The organism is Proteus sp. G2673, assembly GCF_009915125.1.
Taxonomy (GTDB): Bacteria; Pseudomonadota; Gammaproteobacteria; order Enterobacterales; family Enterobacteriaceae; genus Proteus; species Proteus penneri.
Genome location: NZ_JAABLT010000016.1, coordinates 1 through 18409 on the forward strand (window position 1 = coordinate 1; position 18409 = coordinate 18409).

Genomic DNA, 18409 nt, shown 5'->3' on the forward strand with positions numbered 1-18409 from the left:
GAATACTAACCCCATTGGTTAGCTCCTGATAAAAGATCATCATTAACTTAAAAATAAAACAGCTTCATGTTAATAAGGACAACCCATGTTATTACATCGACTTAAATTTCCTTTACTGTTTATTTTGGGTGCCACCCTATTAACCGGCTGTTTATCATTAAAAGAAAAAGCTGCAATTAAAGCGGAGCAAGATAGAGGCGAACAACAACGTTTAATTGACGAGGAAATTAAAAGTTATGGCCCTCCCACCGTCATTTACCGTATTGATGACCACCGCTTTTTTACCTTGGAGCAATATAATGAAAGACGTGAAGGGATCACCTATTACAACAATACAAAAAATAATATCCATCAAGAAATATTATACGGCTCAGCCTGTTTATACCAAGGACGCCTAATTTGGGCAACCGAGCGCGATGATGCTTTAGTTTTCCCTGCGGTACTGAGTCGAAAAACCGATCAATGTGCAGGCACTAAATGGGGGTGTGTTAACGCTATTCTTGTCACCTTGGATGGTGGGAAAAACTTTAGACCCACAAATGGGGGGTTTGGTATTCATACTGATCATCCCGGTTACTACTCTTCTTTTTTCGATATTATTGTAACCGATGAGGGGTTTTATTTAGGGGAAACCGCTGTCAGTCGCCGAGAAGTTAATGATGAATTAGCTAAACCTTGGTGGCGAAAATTTTATTTTGATCCTACCGATTCAAATTATGTTCATAGTAGTCTCGGGGATAAAGAATCCCCTTCTTCAACACTAAAAACCCCTTCAGGGCAAACTCGTTTTGATTGCAGCGCCCCTTCTATTTACCCTATTTCACAGGCAGAAAAATTATGAGCAATAGTAAGCCAACCCGTTGGCTAAAACCCAAGGAATGCCTTGATGGTAGTCAAGAATGGCGTTCTATCACCCATGCTGCCAATATTGGAGCAGAAATCCATGCTAAACCCCACTTACCCGGAATTATCATTTTTGTTCATGGGGTGAACTCAGAAGGAGAGTGGTATGAAGATGCTGAACGCGAACTTTGTTCAGGGCTTAATGAACGGTTAAATTTAACTAATACAGATTATCAATTAAAACAAAATGAATATTATGAACCCAAATTTATTTTAGATGAAAAAAATTATGATAATAGTCATTATATTTATGAAGAGCCCATTCGAACATTAAAAAAGTTAGGTAATTCCCCGGTGATCCGTTTTTATTGGGGATACCGTGCAACGGATGAAGATTTAGGTCAATATTGTATTCCATTAAAAAATAAAGCCGGAGAAAGCTACCACCGCTTAGTCAGTGAAATACTTAACCCCGAATACAGTAATGAAGATGAGAAAGAATGGACATTAGACGATAGAGATAAATTTAATTTTCTACAAGAATACAATTCTCTGCCTTATCGTAAAAAACGCCTCTTTATTAATGAAAAAATTAAACATAAAGGCCCTTTTTTCTGGGGTGGAGGGCCATTTCAAAATGGCTGTAATAATTTAGTCAGTTTATGGAGTAAGAGTGGCTTTAGCAATCTCGCGATGTTATGGACCGTGATCCCAACGCCAATCCCTTTTAATGTACAGACCTTTAACCCTGAATCAGACCGGTTATTAACAAAGTCTCCTCCTCGTCACTATTATGCTCATGCTGTAAAACGGCTAGCCAATTTAGTCAAGAAAATACGTGAATACAATTCCCATGATACCGTTACCATTATTTCACACAGCCAAGGCACGATGATAGCATTAGCCGCAGCAGCAATTGAAGCCCCTGATAGTTTGTTTGTTTTAAATTCTCCCTATGCTACCGAAGATAAATTCTTAAATAGCTACTCTTATATTTACAGTGAAAATATTGATCAAGCACAGCGTGAAGCCACGCTAAAAGCAATCATTAATAAGATTGCAAAAAACAAAAATAGATTAAAGGGATCGCCTTGTGGATATTCAAGTCTAGTTGTCGGAGAAAGTGAAGATAAAAAAAGTTGGACTCCTGATGTAATTATATATAAAGGGAATAAGCTTGATATTAGAGATAACGAGAATAAAGAAAATAAAAAAAATATCGAAATAAATAAGGAAAAATTCACTAAAGGTGAATTTATTAAAGAAAGAGATAATCACGGGCGGTTCTATATTTATTGTAATCCACACGATCGCGTAATGGGCTCATCACCGTTAGAAAGTATTGGTTGGTGCCCGCTTCCTAATACTAAAGAAAGAGGACAAATACAGCATCATCCATTATTTGACCTTGAGCATCCACCCTATATCAGAATGCTGGCACGTAATACGCCTTGTGGTGGAAAACCTAACCCCAAAACCATATTTACTGATGCAAATAGACGATTCAGTGATGGTAATATTTTCTGGGACAGTAATACCAAAACATTAGAAGGCTTAGCGTGGCCTGAACCTTCAGCGAATATTTCACTAAATATTAATGCCCCAGAAGTACCTCACCCTATTACACCAGCCGAATTGGCAACCTTTGATGAAGATTTTACCGTAATAGAAAAAAAAGAGGATAAACCAACCCCTGAAATTAATATCAATGCTGATAATCAGAAACAAGAGATACCTTTAGGCCAAGGTTATGGGCAAATTCTTTATGATGATGGATTAGATATCTACACTCCCAAAGATGCCGAATATTACTTCTATAAAGATCTCTATACCTATCAACATCGTATTTGGGTTGAACTCACCCCAGAAGAGAAGAAAATACTCCAGAATAATCCACTATTAGATCCTCAAGAAAAAAATGCAACTACAAAATATGAAACCTTAGAAGAGATGAGAACACGTATTCGCGAATATAATCAACGCCCTACTGATCATGGTACATTACCAAGAAATTCACTGTTTCTTCGTCGTGTAGTCACTTATGATTTACCTATTGGTTATTGTGAAATAGGTAGAAGTCCAGAAAAAATGGATGAGTTAAGAAAATATGCGGATTGGCTAAGTGGCTTAGATGGCTATATGGAGAAAGGTGTATTAGATATACCTGAAATGCCCGAAATAATAAAAAAGCCATAAAAGAAAAAATATTAATTATCTAAAAATCACTTTAAATAAATCAGCACAATTAAAAGGAATAAGCCATGTTATTGCATCGTATTAAGTTCTCATTACTGTTTATTTTTAGTGCCACACTATTAACCGGCTGTTTATCATTAAAAGAAAAAGCCGCGATTAAAGCAGAACAAGATAAGATTGAGCAACAACGTCAATTAGCCGAATTACGGAAAACCTTTAAACCGCCCGTGGTCATTTACCGTATTGACGACCACCGTTTTTTTACCCTTGAAGAATTTAATGAAAAACGAGAAGGCTATACTTTTTATAACAACACACAAACGCAAGCCCACTTTAAAGTGTATAACGGTTCGGCATGTAACTTTCGTGGCCGTTTAATTTGGGCTGCCACACAGGATGATTATATCGCTTTTCCTGCTACATCCAGTAATTGGCATGGTTGCGCAGGTCGGCGTGATGGTTGCCAAAGCTCGGTTTTACTCTATTCTAAAGGAAAATTAATGCCACTCATTACACCGCTTGGGAATAAGACGCTTAATCCTGTACATGAGACCACTTATTTTACTATTGTGGTAACGGATAGCTATTATTATATTGGGGGAAGTTTTAATTCTTCTACCCAAAATATTCCACTAGATATTTCATATTGGAAAAAAGAGCCCTATCCAACCCTTGAAGAGATAAAAAATCGAACATGGAAACCTCATACTCTAGAAGCTCCCCTCTCTGGAATAAGAACACCTTCAGGACAAACCCGATTTGATTGCAGTGATCCTTCCATTTCCCCGATGTCAAAGCTAGGTGACTATGGGCGAGATTATATAATTAAAAAATAATATTTATCATCATACCGAAATAAAATAACACCATGTAAATAAGGATTATTTATGTTAAATCTCATTTGCCTAGTATTATTATTTTTTCATGGATAAATTAAGAGAGGGAATATTATTCCATTAAAGAAGGCAATATTTAATTGATTAAACAAAATATTATAATTAACAATATCAAAAAATCTATTTAGAGAAAATAAAATGAAAAATATTATTCGACTCGGTGACCCCACATCACATGGAGGTAAAGTTATATCATCAAGTTCTACTCTTATTGTTGATGGGAAAAGTGCCACTCTTCTTTATGATACTGTTTCATGTCCTCTACACGGAGATAATCAAATTATTGAAAGTAGCTCACATTATAATGAGGATGGTAAAGGAATTGTATTTGATGGTTGTAAGACACAATGTGGTGCTATTATTTACTCAACTTCTAATGATATGGAAATATAAATGAAATATTGGACACCTCCTTATAATCCACCACATTGGGTAAATAAACCATTTCCATTATTAACTGTAAGTAGCACAATACTATTTATAAATTTAATTTATTTTTTTATATTGAAATTTATAATAAAAACAAATTTTAATAGTTATATCATAAGTCATGATGGTGTAATATTATCTTCAGTTATTTTTTTAATTTCTCTACTGTTATTATCTTCATACACTCTATTTTGGGAAATAAAGAAAACTCTTTATATTTACTGGTGTTTTTGGCAAGCCGATTTACTAACTAAATGGATAAAGTTAAAGCAAGATAAGTTATATTTAATCTATTCAAATATAATATCTAACAACTCATCAATCATTTCCAACTTCAATAACGAAAACACATTTGAAAAAACAAAATCAAACAATAAATTAATAGATTTAGAAAGAGAAAATATTGTTGGTGAGGAAAGAGTTTTTTATATAGTAAAACTTTTAACAAATAGTATCAAGGATATAAAAATTAGTAAAAATGAAAACCATTTAATTATAATAAATAGTTTATTTGAACAGAGTGACTTTATAAAAAACAAATTAGAATCATTTTTTGATAACTACCTAAATAATTATGAGATCATCTTTCAAAAAAAACCAGACTATAGCAAACAATTAAATTTAATTAGAAGCAAGAAAGTAACTACATTTATTTTCTCAATCAACAACTATTCATTATCTACTAATGAAGAAAATGAATTTGCAAGTTTAATTATACTATCTCATAACCAAGGAAAGGGATTTTTAAAATTATTTCAACCAATGCCATTTAATATGGATAATATAGATGAGAGCATCAAAACAATGACATTAATTCGACAACAAAGTAATAAGGATATAAAACAGGTCAATTTTATTGATATTGAAGAAGTAAATTCAAGCAATATCTTAATAAAGTTAAGAAACGAAAAAAGCTATCAATTATCCTTAGAAAGCTATCCACAAGGTTATTTTTTTAATGAATATATAGACAATTACAAAGAATTATCCATATATCATTTAGTAGCACTAATTTCCCTATCAAAATTCAGAAAAAATAGCCAGCTTTTATTTTATAAACTAGATGGCATCTACTACTGCCAAACAATAGGAACTAAAAAATCATATATTAAAAATCATTATGCAAACATACCAAAATCATCATTCCCAATAGGTACAGTTCTTGTGGGTTTTTTCACTTTTATTTCCATTGTTATTAAAAATAACATTGAAAATGTAGAGTTTGATAATGAAAGAATAATCATTATTTCAACTTCGTTTCTTTTTACTATTATAATAATTAGTGTGATTAAAAAAATTTACATTAATTTTTACTGGAAATTTTATTTTTTAAAAACGCTCAATAAAAAATGGAATTTATAATGAAATCAAAAATAACTCGATATATTTCAATATTTATCATTCTTTCAATAATTATATTAACTACAATTGTATTTTTATTTGTCATATTTAATAAAGTATCGATAACTGCAACACAATCTTACTTATTAGTTTTTTCAATTACACTCTCTTTAATTGTCCTTTTTTTTCTTTCTCGTTATTTAAAACCCAAGATTACTATAGATATTGACGATGAAAATAATGATAAAGAAAATATAACCAACAAAAAAAACAACACCTTAAATATAAAAGAAAATGGTTCTTTTATTTACAAAACTAAATTATCAATCCAACTCCTTATTGGCACCTCCTCTTCTATTGAAAAACTCGCTCCTAATCTAACGACTGAACGCTGGCAAGAAAACAACGGTACGTTGCTTATCTATGGTGGCGATATCCATCAACCTATTGATGAAAATTTAATTCAAGATTTAAAACAACTGCGTCGCCGCCGTCCGCTTGATGCGGTTATTTGGGTCTCTGAGAATAGTCTATCGCAACAACCATTGGGCCATTCTTTATTTAATCACTTAAACCCAGCCAATACAGACATCGCAAGCCGTTATTTCCACCAGCTCTTTCGTCAATTACGCTGGCAGGCGCCTATTTGGCTATGGAACGTCAGTAATAACGGTGAAATAACCGCAGATGAAACACCTACAGTACTTTATTCTGTGCCATTAAAAACCACTTCTGAAGAGCTGTCTACTGACTTAAAAAAATGCTTACCTGCACTTATTGAGCAAGGCACACAAGCCGTATTACATAATCAAACACACACTTATTTATTAGCTTTAGCCCGTTTTTTACAGCATGAAGGATGTGAAGAACTCGCCAATAATTTAGCGCCACTTTTATCGGGTTATCGCTCATTACCCTTTGCGGGCATGCTCTTTAGTACACCTGTTCGTGAGAATCTATCTTCATCTTCCACGACATCGTTAAATAACCAATGGACAGAGAATACACACTGGAAAGCGCTACTCTCTGCAAATAAACAACTTCCACCACAATTAAAAGCTTCACCGTTAGGTTTAAATTCAAAACGTATTTTGCAATATACCGTCGCAACGGCCATGACGTTGTGGGGCATTGGTATGGTGGTCTCTTACTTTATGAATCGCCAATTAATTACTCAAAGCCAGCAACAAGCGCAGTTGGCAACAGACAATCACCAGTCTGAACTTGCGCGTTTACAAGCCCAATATGGATTGCAACAAACATTAGGGTTATTGAGTTATCGCGAACAGACTGCGGTGCCATTTTGGTTACGCTTTGGCTTAAGTAGTAACAATCAATTGCTCCATCATTTATGGCCGGTTTATAGCCAGTCCATGTTGCCATTATTACGTGACTCGACCCAACAGCGCCTCGAAGCTTATCTTCAAAGCTTTGTGCAGCTTCCACCCGAAAGTGCTGAACGCATAGAAGGCGCGCAATCTGCTTATCAAATATTGAAAGCTTATTTAATGATGAGTGAGCCGTCTCGTATCGAACCCACTTTTTTTACTGAAAATGTACTCAATATTTGGCATCAAAATGAAGATCTAAAAGACGGTGAATGGCAAACATTAGGCACTGAGCTATTAACCTTCTATGCCTCTCAATTGCCGTATCATAATGAATGGACTATCAAACCTAATCGTACTTTAGTCGCCGGAAGTCGCACTATTCTTATACGACAAATTGGTCAACGTAATGGTGAATCTGCGCTTTACCAAAAAATCTTACAGCAAGCCCAACATAACTTTGCGGATATGACGCTAGATGATATGACGGGGGATACCGATGTCAGTTTCTTACTCAGCACCACTGAAACGATACCCGGTATTTTTACGCGTAAAGCCTGGGAAGAGTCGATTGAACCTGCGATTAAAAAAGCCGTTCATGAAAGACGAGAAGAAATAGATTGGGTATTGAGTGACACACAAAAAGAGGCCGATATTGATATCTCACCTGAAAAACTGCAACAAAATCTCACCGAGCGCTATTTTAATGATTTTTCGGGCAGTTGGTTAAGCTTTCTCAATGGGTTACAGTGGCGAGAAACACAGAGTTTATCTGATACAATTGATCAACTCACACTTATGAGCGATATCAGACAGTCCCCCATTATTGCACTGATGAATACGCTTTCTTATCAAGGTAAAACCGGTCGCCAGCAAGAAAAGCTCGCTGACTCTTTTGTGAATTCCGCCAAAGATTTATTAAACAAAGAGCAACAACCAGTAATTAGCCAAAAAGCAGCGTTCACAGGCCCTCTAGAGCCTGTTTTTGCACCGATACTGGCTTTTACTGATCCGCAATCTGCAGTACAAAATAGTGATGCATTAAGCTTACAAGCTTATCTTACACGTGTAACGCGAGTACGTTTAAAACTCCAACAAGTAGTTAATGCACCTGATCCCCAAGCGATGTCTCAAGCCTTAGCCCGCAGTGTTTTCGAAGGAAAAACGGTCGATTTATCCGAAACACAAGATTACGGAAGCTTAATCGCCGCAAGCTTTGGTCAAGAGTGGAATGGCTTTGGGCAAACACTACTGGTACAACCGATATCTCAAGCATGGCAACAGCTATTAGCGCCGACTGCGCAAGGTATCAATACCCAATGGCGAAATGCGGTTGTGAATGACTGGAATAGCGCCTTTGGTGGACGTTATCCACTCAAAAATACGCAAAGTGAAATCTCACTGCCTCTTATGGCGCAATATTTACGCCCTGATAATGGGCGTATTCAACGTTTTCTTGAGACTCACCTTAGCGGTGTTTTACATAAAGAAGGGACGCACTGGGTACCCGATACCACCAATGCCCAAGGCTTAACGTTTAATCCCGAGTTCTTAAAAGCCTTAGATAAACTAAGCTACTTAGGGGATGTGGTTTTTGCGAATGGTGAAGCGCGTCTTTACTTTGAATTACGCCCTGGGACATCTCCAAACATCATGCAAACCCATCTTATGATAGATAAACAGTCTCTTATCTATGATAACCAACAACCGCAATGGCAGCGCTTTGTTTGGCCAGCAGATACCGTTGCCTCTGGTGCATCGCTCAGTTGGATCACAACGAATACAGGCACACGTATTTATGGCGATTATCGTGGCGTCTGGGGCATTATCCGTTTATTGGAAGATGCCAATATCACCCCTTATGCCGGTAACACCAGCAGTTATTCTGTCAGTTGGAAAACCTTAAATGGACAGTCACTTAACTACACCTTAAGAACAGAAATGGGTGAGGGTCCAATTGCACTCTTACAACTCCGTAATTTTGTGTTACCAGAAAAAATTTTTTTGGATTAAATAAAAATCACATTCCCTAATATCTCAAAAGGAAATACGCTCACTATGTCCTTATTGGATACCTTAATCTCATCATGCTTTGCTGATGATACAAACAAAGCGCAACAACTTGCTCAACAACAAATCAGTTTATGGGATCGTTGGCTATTACCCATTACGCCTAATCAACCTGTTGGTGATGATCCCAGCTATGAAGATGACTTTGAGCGAATGAAAGAAGAAGTTAATAAACTCTCTGGTGCCGATACGGAGCTCATTTGTTTACTTGCTGAAAAGTTGCTACTTAATACCTGCAAAGATATGCGAGTTGTAACTTATTATATTTGGGCACGCTTGCACAAAGAAGGTGAACACGGACTTGCCGATTCTTTGGGGCTTTTGGCTGGATTACTTATTCGCTATCACGACACATTATTACCGAGCCGAGCCACTAGTCGGAAATCTGCTTTAGAGTGGTTATCTGGGCAACGTGTTTTAGATAGCTTATCGCTTTATCCCGAGGTCGATCATAATGAATTTTCTCGTATTATCGCCTTATTAGCCAACATTGAAACAGAGCTTGGAACATGGAATGAAACTGAAAAGCCACAATTTTCAGGATTATATCAAGCACTCGAAAAACGCCTAGCTCAATCAGGCGGGACAAATTCATTAGTCCCACAAAACATTAGTCGGACTGATCCAACTTACAACAGTTCCACTTCTCCTTCAATTTCACAGAGCACACCAATAGAGACCATACAGTCGGGTCGTGAATTATTAGAACAATCCAAAATGCTCGCTAATTATCTACGTAATCAATCTCATGGTTGGTTAGCAGGACATAGATTAATGAAAGTGGTGAGATGGGATACGATCCATCAACTTCCACCACAAGATCAGCAAGGTCGTACTCGCCTTTCACCACCAAGAACCGATGCAAGAGCACAACTTAAACGCCTCTATTTACAACAAAGCTGGGGGGAACTGGCGGAGCAAGCGGATAAGCTTTTTGCAGAAGGTGTTAACCATTTTTGGTTAGATGTGCAATGGTATCTCTATCAAGCACTTAGTAAATCCCCTGCGCCTTGGAATGCATGGTCTGATATTATAAAAAACGATTTAAAACAATTCCTTACCCGTCTTCCTGATTTAGAGAAACTCTCATGGGAAGATGGCACGCCATTTGCCGATGAAGTCACATTAAGTTGGATAAAACAACAGGTTATGGAAGAAAACTTTGATGTCATGCAAGGGTTATCAACTAATGTTCCTAATCAATCTGAAGATCAATCAATACTGGCATTAGAAACCGAAGCTATCTTACAAGCTGATAATGAAGGTATAGACGTTGCATTAAAATGGCTACAACATCGCCCTGATATCAGCACTTCAAGACAAAAATGGTTATTAAATCTCATAATGGCACGAATAGCAGAACAATTCGCTCGCCACGATCTGGCATTAAATTTATTGCGCGAACTCGATAAAAAAGCACTTTCTATGTCGTTAACACAATGGGAACCCAACTATATTTTTGAAGTGAAGGCACGACAACTTCATCTTTTCCGAGCCAAAATTCAACGTAACACCTCAGATAAATCCCGCATAGAACAACAGATGGAACTATTACTCAGTGAATTAACCGCTATCGATCCCGTTCGCTCTGCAATTTTATATTCCTAATCTTTTACTCGAAAAATCAAGGTATCAAATTAATGGATGATTTAACCCTTCGCTATTTTGATGCAGAAATGCGCTATCTTAGAGAAGCCGCCAAAGAGTTCGCGCAAGCACATCCCGATAGAGCGGCAATGCTCGATTTGGATAAAGCCGGCACCCCCGATCCTTTTGTTGAGCGTTTATTTGAAGGTTTTGCTTTCTCAATGGGGCAATTAAGACAAAAAATTGATGATGATTTACCTGAGTTAACAGAAGGTCTTGTCAGTTTATTATGGCCTCATTATTTACAAATAATTCCATCATTATCCATTGTTGAATTAGCCCCTGACATTCAAAAAATGAAAATGACGGATAAAATACCTGCTCAATTTGAGGTTCTTTCCCGCCCTATCGGTCCTAAAAAAACGATTTGTCACTATCGAACAACACAAGATTTAACGCTTAATCCAATAAAAATTGCTGCTGTAAATTTAACTACCGAGCCAGATGGGCGTTCAGCTATTCGGTTAAAATTTAAATGCAGTGAAATGATTAATTGGCCTGAAGTGAGCCTTCATGAACTCTCGTTTTATTTATCTGGCGATATTCCAACAACTAATGCACTGCATTTAGCATTAACTAAACAAGTTGCCAAAACTTATCTAAAGCTCCCTCAGTCAAAAGATAGAATAGCAATCCCTCTCTATTTTTCACCAGGAGGATTTAAGAATACAGACACTCTTTGGCCTAAAGGAGACACCACATTTAGTGGCTATCAATTATTACTCGAATATTTTTCTTTCCGTGAAAAGTTTATGTTTGTTTCACTTAATGGATTAGATGATATCCATTTTCCTGAAGAAACATCTGAATTTGAATTAGATATTGTTCTCAATACATTGTGGGATAACTCTCTTACATTAAATGAGGAAAATATACGTTTACATTGCATCCCCGTTATCAACCTTTTTAATATAGAAGCCGATCCACTGACTGTTAATAGATTGGAAAGTGAATATTTATTACGACCTCGTCGTGTTCAAGATGGGCATACTGAAATCTATAGTGTTGATAGCGTATATGGTTCTCAGCGTACAAATGAAGCGGTTTATGTCCCCTTTACTAGCTTTCGTCATCGTGGTGGTATGTTACGGCATAATGCACCTGAACGTTATTATCACACCCGAGTGAAGCGTGGTGTTACAGGTCTTCATGATACTTGGCTTATACTAGGAGGGGAACAACAAGAGATTGATTTAACAACTCAAACAGAAACCCTGTCATTACAACTTACTGGCACGAATGGGCAATTACCTCGCAAAGCACTACAAAGTACCTTACTTGATAGAACAGAACAAACCTTACAGATCCCATTAACGGTATGTAATTTGTGCAAGCCAACACTTCCTCTTTATCCTCCTTCAGAAGATCGCTTCCACTGGCGAGTACTAAGCCATTTAGGCTCTAGCTTTCTTAACATGATGGATAATGCTGAAGTATTACAAGGCACTCTCGCACTTTATGATTGGCGAGATGATGATATGAACCATAGAAAACTCGATGCCATTATTCATGTAGAACATCATTTAATTGAACGCTTTGAGAAAGGTTTTTTACAGCGAGGTATTGATATCGAAGTCACGATTGATAGCAATGGTTTTAATGGTGAAGGTGATATTCATTTATTTGGAGAAATGCTTAATCGCTTTTTTGCACTTTATGCTGATGTTCATCTTTTTAATCAATTAACGCTGATTATTTTGCCAACAGGAAAACGAATTCAATGGAAAGAAAGCCACAATCCACAGCTACCTCGCTAATTCAGGCTTTAGGTGAAAAATTACCTTATGTGAATTTCTACCGCTTTTGCCAATTACTTGAAAAATCCAACCCCGAATTACCTGAATTAGGGAGTTCTCATGATCCGAAAACTGATCCTATTCGTTTTCGCCCACATCGTGGCATGGGTTTTCCTGCCACAGAGATCAAAGGAACTGACCCCCTAGACAAATATCGAAAAAGCACAATACCAAGCTTACATACTACTTTTTTGGGACTTTATGGTATTACATCACCACTGCCAACAGCTTACCTTGACGATATTGCACAATACCGCGATGGTACAGATTCACTCACTGACTTTTTAGATATTTTTAACCACCGTCTTACTACCCAATTTTATCGTATCTGGCGCAAATATTCTTATCCTGCGACTTTTGGAGAAGGTGGATCAGATAAAACATCGCAATATCTTTATGGCTTAATTGGTTTAGGCATTCCAGGTTGTGCTAATCATGTGCAATCACCTTTATCTCGCTTTTTGGCACTATTAGGGATCTTACGTTTACCAACACGTACAGCCGAAGGTATTAGTGCATTAGTAAAATTATTAGCACCATCAACAAAAGTCAGTATTGTACCTCACGATCCCCGAAGAATTGCACTCGACACTCTCACAATCATGTCGTGCACACAACCTGCAACATTAGAAAATAAACCTGTTTTAGGTCGTTATGCTATTGATGTAAATAGCCAAGTATTAATAAAGCTACACACCGAAAACAAGGAAGAAGCAAAAGGTTGGTTACCAGATGGCAACATTTATCAGGATTTTATGGCATTACTTCGTGTTTATTTGGGATCAAGAGTTAATGCGCGACTACGTTTAACATTACCCAGACATTTATTACCTGATGCAACATTAAGTACCTCTAAAAATCAAGGGGTACAATTAGGTAGAACCGCTGTTATGCGGCCTTACAGCCAGATTGAAAAAACTCGCCCTGCATCTTTTATCACCATTGGACTTGGTTTTTATCAATATCTAACCCACCGCACTCAACATTATAAAAGTGATGAATATGGCAATTATCAATTTTAAATCGCAAACATTTCTTTCTTCTACTCGCAGATTAGCACTGCTATTTATCGTAACGTTTGCAATCGCAGGCTGTGGTTTAACACAAACCATCAGTGATGGTACTGTCTCTTTAACAAAATCTATTTTTTATAAACAGATCAAAATATTGCATTTGGACTTTACCGCAAGAGAAGCACTTAATACTGATGATAATGGTTCATCACTTTCTGTCATTGTTCGAGTATTTCAACTAAAGTCAGCAGATACTTTTAATAATAGCGATTATCTTTCACTGTTTAATCAAAATGACGACGTTTTAAAATCCTCTTTATTAGCACAAAAAGATTTACGTATTCGCCCTGGTGAATCTATTTCTCTCGATATGCCAATGGAAAAAGAAACTGAATTTGTCGCTATTGCTACAATGTTTCATACACCTAATGAAGCTAAAAACAACTGGCGAATTGTTATTCCTAAAAACGAACTCGATCCTGATAAAGCACGTAAAATTGAACTTTCTGAAAATACACTAATATTACAACCTTTGGATAAAAAATAACGATGTCACAACCTTCTCTCTATGAAATGCTAACGGGTTATTTTTCAGGAGGATTACCTGTTGATTCTATATCAGAAGAAGATCAGGTTATTCTTTCTATTATGGATAATATTCGTCGAATATTAAATTCACGAGCAGGAACATTAAAACATCTACCTGATTATGGGTTACCTGATATGAGTAAAATAATTCAAGGACTACCTGGAAGTTCACATAAAGTAATGTCTATATTATCAACAACATTACTAAAATATGAACCGAGAATAAAGTCAGTTACACTAGGTATATTACCTGAAAATGAATTTGGAAAATTATGTTATTCTTTAGATATTGAATTACATGAAAGAGGACTTATTCGTTATGGTACTGAGTTCTCACCTGATGGAAGAATATTTCTTCATCATTTAAAAAAACAATCTTATTTGTCATAATGTTATTTCTTACCCTTATTCTTAATTTTCTTTTTTTAGATTTGTTTTTATCTTATTAAGATCATCATTTACCTTGAGGAAAATATGAATTCTTACTTAGATTCACTTTCAATTGGAAGTGATCCTCGCGTATTTAATCAATTTATTGCTATTAAAGAAGAGCTTGATAAACGTTTTCATCCAGCTCGCCCAGATATTAATTGGCAATATGTCCATGAATTGTGTATCTCTTTATTTAATCAAAATGGTGTCGATCTTCAAACTGCATCTTGGTTTGTTGTATGTCGCCAGAATCAAACTGGGCTTGATGGTTTAAATGAAGGACTTTACCTTATTCATAAAATATTTATCCAACATTGGCAAACATTATGGCCTGTACAAACACATACGCGTATCAATATTCTTTCTTCCTTAAGTCAACAGCTAGTCTCTGGTATTCGTGGAACGGCTTTTGTTTATTCTGACTTGCCTATCCTTTATCAAATTGAAGAATTATTAAAAAGTATCAATAATCATCTTCAAATATTAGAAATTAAACATCTTGTTCAATTTGATTATCTAGAGAACTTAATTATTGCTCAAGCAAGACAATTAGAAAATGCAGACACATTAGATAGTAATTTTAATTCTCCCGAATTATCTTCTATTGTCAATAAAGAAGATGAGATTTCACCTCAAATTATCGATACTGATTTATCTGCATCCCTTAATGAAAAAGAAAGTATTACGTCACCAAAAACCTATATATCCTCATCCATTTCATTACAGTCTCCCATAAAAAAGACATCTCGGCAGGAGCTATGGCGGGGTATTTTAATTGGCACGCTAGCCAGTAGTTTATTATTTTTTATCTTATTTTATTTTTGGTTATCTGAATTAAAAAATAACAATCTAACAGATGCTTTTCCCTATATTCCAACCATTAACGCCGACGCTGGCTCTCTTATTAAACAACAAACAGTAAATGGTACAAATATAACAAAGACACTCAATTCAGAACAAATTGGTGTGATCAAAAAACGTTTAGATGAACTCACATTACTTTCGCCTACATGGACACAGAGTTATGGGCTCGAAGTCATCAGCTATTTAAACGATCAGTATGAAGATAATCCAGAGCTTTTAGCATTTACACAGTTTTGGAAAAACAATCTAAAAATCAATGCCACCACGGATGAACAACTCAATCAATGGTCTAAAGGTATGAGTGAACTTAATAGATTAAGCCAAAGATTAGATAGCTTTGATGGTAATCCTAAAAATTACATCACAGGCTCTGAATTAAAATCTATCATTTTCAAAGCCCGCCAACATTTCAATCAAGCTAAACCTTTAGAAGAAGAGTTACGCTTACTTGAGAAACAACCAACACAAAATTCAATTTCAGACTATGAATACCAACAAATAGATAATCATTTTAAACAACTATTGAATCGATATTCATTATTACGTTATGAATAATTAAACAATATACTTGATAAGGAATTTAGTACTTATTAGTACTATTAATTTATTAAATAGCTGTATTATATGTTTACTTTATAGGAGAACTACCTTTGTTAGCCTCATGGATTTAATTAAAATAATCTTAGACTACAAAGAAAAAGTCATTCCAAAATAGTTAATTTTAAATTAAATATACCTTACTTATATTCTGTTTCAATTAGCAATACTAATAAATATTAATTTTTAATAAACTAATTATAATAAAAATTATTAATTATTTATATTTCAAGGTGTTAAAATGAATATAAAAAAGTCATCCTATAATAAGATGGCTGTTTTGCTATTGGTTATTGAGTTTTGAGAAATATAATTTTAATTAACACAACTAAAAATGATCAATATACTTATCAAAACTCAATATCAACAAGTAATATACCAATGTTTTTTAAATAATTTTTTTCTTTCTAAATATAACTATTTCACTCGGTTGAGTTATCGAGTGCTTATCCTCAAATACCATGAAGTCTGTTTTCTTAGCTTCTAAGATAAGACTTTGAGGCGTAACACCAAGTATATAAGAAATGGTAATCAGCTGATCTACTGTTATTTTTATATACCCATCCTCTAATTGGGAATAATGTAGCATGGTTATTCCCAACCTCTCAGACATTTCATTTTCTGTTATTTTCAATTGTCTTCTTAACATTTTTATTCTATTCCCAACTCTGGTGTTAATCATCCCTTCATTCCCCTTTTTTCATTACATCATTAGATGATTACATTGATAAAATGCCAAATTATAGTTAATAAACTATCAAACCATAAACTGAAAATACTTGACCATTAGCTAGTGAATAATCGTAACATTACTTATTTTTACTAATTTTGTTAATAAGGTTATTCCGATATTTTAAATTTAAAATAATTTACATTTCTATATATTATTTTAATATTCATCATATTTAGAGTAACACCATGGTATTAAATATTGACTTTATAATTAATAAACATTAATGAATTAGTTAATTTTTAGTTCTAATTTTATAGAAAAAGAGAAAGTTAATTTAAATAAAAATATAATTATTAAAAAGTGATAACGATAAAAATAATCTTAATTGGTTTTATTTAAAACAAAAAAATGTAATAAAATATTTTATTGTATATAACGTTAAATAACCTTAAATCATTTTTAATTAACTGTTTTATTACATTATCAAAAAGCTAAAAAACTATTAAATATTAATATAATCTATCTAATTATTTGATTTAAGTAAAACTGCTTAAAACTGTTAATAAATAACTTTTGATAGTCATTGACTATCAATAATCACACTTTGATCGTTTATATCGATCTGCTGTTTTTTTTACGTTATTATTTAAAAAAATAGGAGATATTGATATGAGCGAACTTAATACTATTGTTGGCCAACGAATAAAGCAGAAAAGAAAGCAACTAAAACTAACAGGAATTGAAATGGGACGACGCCTCGGTATTAGCCAGCAACATTACTCACGCTTAGAAAATGGGCATATAAAAATAACAGTAGATCAGCTGATTACCATTTCTTATATACTTGGTATATCACCACAAAGTTTATTACTTACCTCTGAAACAATGTCACCAATACTTAATGCATGGACAGAAAAAACATTATACTCGAGTGATGTCATTGTATTGAGAAATAAAAAAAGACGTCATCTTAAATAAGAAAATATAAAAATTTATAGTTTTATATTTAACTTAACTTTATAGAAAGAGAATATACACAACACATTGAAATTATTAAATTTATTCTTCTTTTAACAAGATAAATAAAATTATAACCTTAAGCGTAAGATTGTTTTTTATACTAATATTCCTATTAAAATAAGAATACGTTATTATAAAATCAATCGTTTGATTACTTAATTTATTTACAACACAAAAAACACAAATCATTAACAATGGTTTTTATTAATCTACTAATTCTTATTTACACCTATAAACACCAATATAAAAATACCATAGTATTTTTTATTAATTAATATTTAATATATGTAACATTAAAAAATTTATATATTATTTAATTTAAATTTGTAATGAATAAACCACTATTTTTTCTAGCTCTGATATAGTGGTAATTGGATAAAAAATATTATTAATAATAATTTGGATTATTTATAGAAATATAAATGAAAGAATTTAATAGCGAAATGCTTATTTGATAGAAACAAAATAATAGTTTATAGCTTGATAAAATGCGCTCACTTAACAGAACATGTACGTAAAATTAATGACATTCTTAGTAATAACGACACAAATCCGTCCCACTTAAGAAAAGTAGAGAATTTTAAATGAATGTAACCTATTGATTTTAAATGGTACGCCCTACAGGATTCGAACCTGTGACCTACGGCTTAGAAGGGCGTTACATACTGATTTCATT

General features: G+C 34.3%; 14 protein-coding genes. 13 read left to right on the top strand and 1 reads right to left on the bottom strand.

Annotated features, from left to right (window positions below; all coding sequences use genetic code 11):
• The first annotated feature begins 85 nt into the window (after nt 1-85).
• The 12 genes from GWI59_RS07945 (at nt 86) to GWI59_RS08000 (ending at nt 15998) form a co-directional block, all read left to right on the top strand.
• Entirely contained in the window at nt 86-841 is a 756-nt protein-coding gene (locus GWI59_RS07945) for a T6SS immunity protein Tli3 family protein (RefSeq protein WP_161724413.1), read from the top strand.
• A complete protein-coding gene (locus GWI59_RS07950) occupies nt 838-3039 on the top strand; it encodes a T6SS effector phospholipase Tle3 domain-containing protein (RefSeq protein WP_161724415.1) in 2202 nt (733 codons plus the stop codon). Before GWI59_RS07945 ends, GWI59_RS07950 begins: the two co-directional genes overlap by 4 nt.
• 65 nt (nt 3040-3104) lie before the next feature.
• Nucleotides 3105-3875, top strand: a complete 771-nt coding sequence (locus GWI59_RS07955; RefSeq protein WP_109848288.1) for a T6SS immunity protein Tli3 family protein — start codon at nt 3105-3107, stop codon at nt 3873-3875.
• A gap of 198 nt (nt 3876-4073) precedes the next feature.
• Complete coding sequence (locus tag GWI59_RS07960) at nt 4074-4328, top strand: PAAR domain-containing protein (protein WP_072063441.1); 255 nt, start codon at nt 4074-4076, stop codon at nt 4326-4328.
• Nucleotides 4329-5726, top strand: a complete 1398-nt coding sequence (locus GWI59_RS07965) for a hypothetical protein (protein ID WP_161724417.1) — start codon at nt 4329-4331, stop codon at nt 5724-5726.
• Nucleotides 5726-9046: an ImcF-related family protein gene (locus GWI59_RS07970; RefSeq protein WP_109848290.1), complete on the top strand. Its 3321-nt coding sequence runs from the start codon at nt 5726-5728 to the stop codon at nt 9044-9046. The genes GWI59_RS07965 and GWI59_RS07970 overlap by 1 nt, the downstream gene beginning before the upstream one ends.
• 45 nt (nt 9047-9091) lie before the next feature.
• Entirely contained in the window at nt 9092-10711 is a 1620-nt protein-coding gene (gene tssA / locus GWI59_RS07975) for a type VI secretion system protein TssA (RefSeq protein ID WP_161671260.1), read from the top strand.
• Between the two features lie 32 nt (nt 10712-10743).
• Nucleotides 10744-12507: a type VI secretion system baseplate subunit TssF gene (gene tssF / locus GWI59_RS07980; RefSeq protein WP_109848292.1), complete on the top strand. Its 1764-nt coding sequence runs from the start codon at nt 10744-10746 to the stop codon at nt 12505-12507.
• Nucleotides 12471-13568, top strand: coding sequence for a type VI secretion system baseplate subunit TssG (tssG, locus tag GWI59_RS07985; RefSeq protein WP_109848293.1), 1098 nt, complete (start codon nt 12471-12473; stop codon nt 13566-13568). Before tssF ends, tssG begins: the two co-directional genes overlap by 37 nt.
• Nucleotides 13543-14106 carry a type VI secretion system lipoprotein TssJ gene (tssJ, locus tag GWI59_RS07990; protein ID WP_109400158.1) on the top strand — a complete coding sequence of 188 codons (564 nt, stop codon included), beginning with the start codon at nt 13543-13545 and terminating at the stop codon, nt 14104-14106. Before tssG ends, tssJ begins: the two co-directional genes overlap by 26 nt.
• Nucleotides 14107-14108: 2 nt before the next feature.
• The gene (tssE, locus tag GWI59_RS07995) at nt 14109-14537 is read left to right on the top strand and encodes a type VI secretion system baseplate subunit TssE (protein WP_109848294.1); all 429 of its coding nucleotides are present in this window, start codon (nt 14109-14111) and stop codon (nt 14535-14537) included.
• Nucleotides 14538-14621: 84 nt separating this feature from the next.
• On the top strand, nt 14622-15998 hold the full coding sequence (locus GWI59_RS08000) for a VasL domain-containing protein (protein WP_109848295.1): 1377 nt from the start codon (nt 14622-14624) through the stop codon (nt 15996-15998).
• A gap of 430 nt (nt 15999-16428) precedes the next feature.
• On the opposite strand, the gene GWI59_RS08005 is transcribed toward GWI59_RS08000, so the two are convergent.
• A complete protein-coding gene (locus tag GWI59_RS08005; protein ID WP_161671257.1) occupies nt 16429-16722 on the bottom strand; it encodes a helix-turn-helix domain-containing protein in 294 nt (97 codons plus the stop codon).
• 660 nt (nt 16723-17382) lie between these two features.
• Between GWI59_RS08005 and GWI59_RS08010 the strand changes: the two genes are divergently transcribed.
• Entirely contained in the window at nt 17383-17691 is a 309-nt protein-coding gene (locus GWI59_RS08010) for a helix-turn-helix domain-containing protein (RefSeq protein ID WP_006533899.1), read from the top strand.
• The last annotated feature ends 718 nt before the right edge of the window (nt 17692-18409 follow it).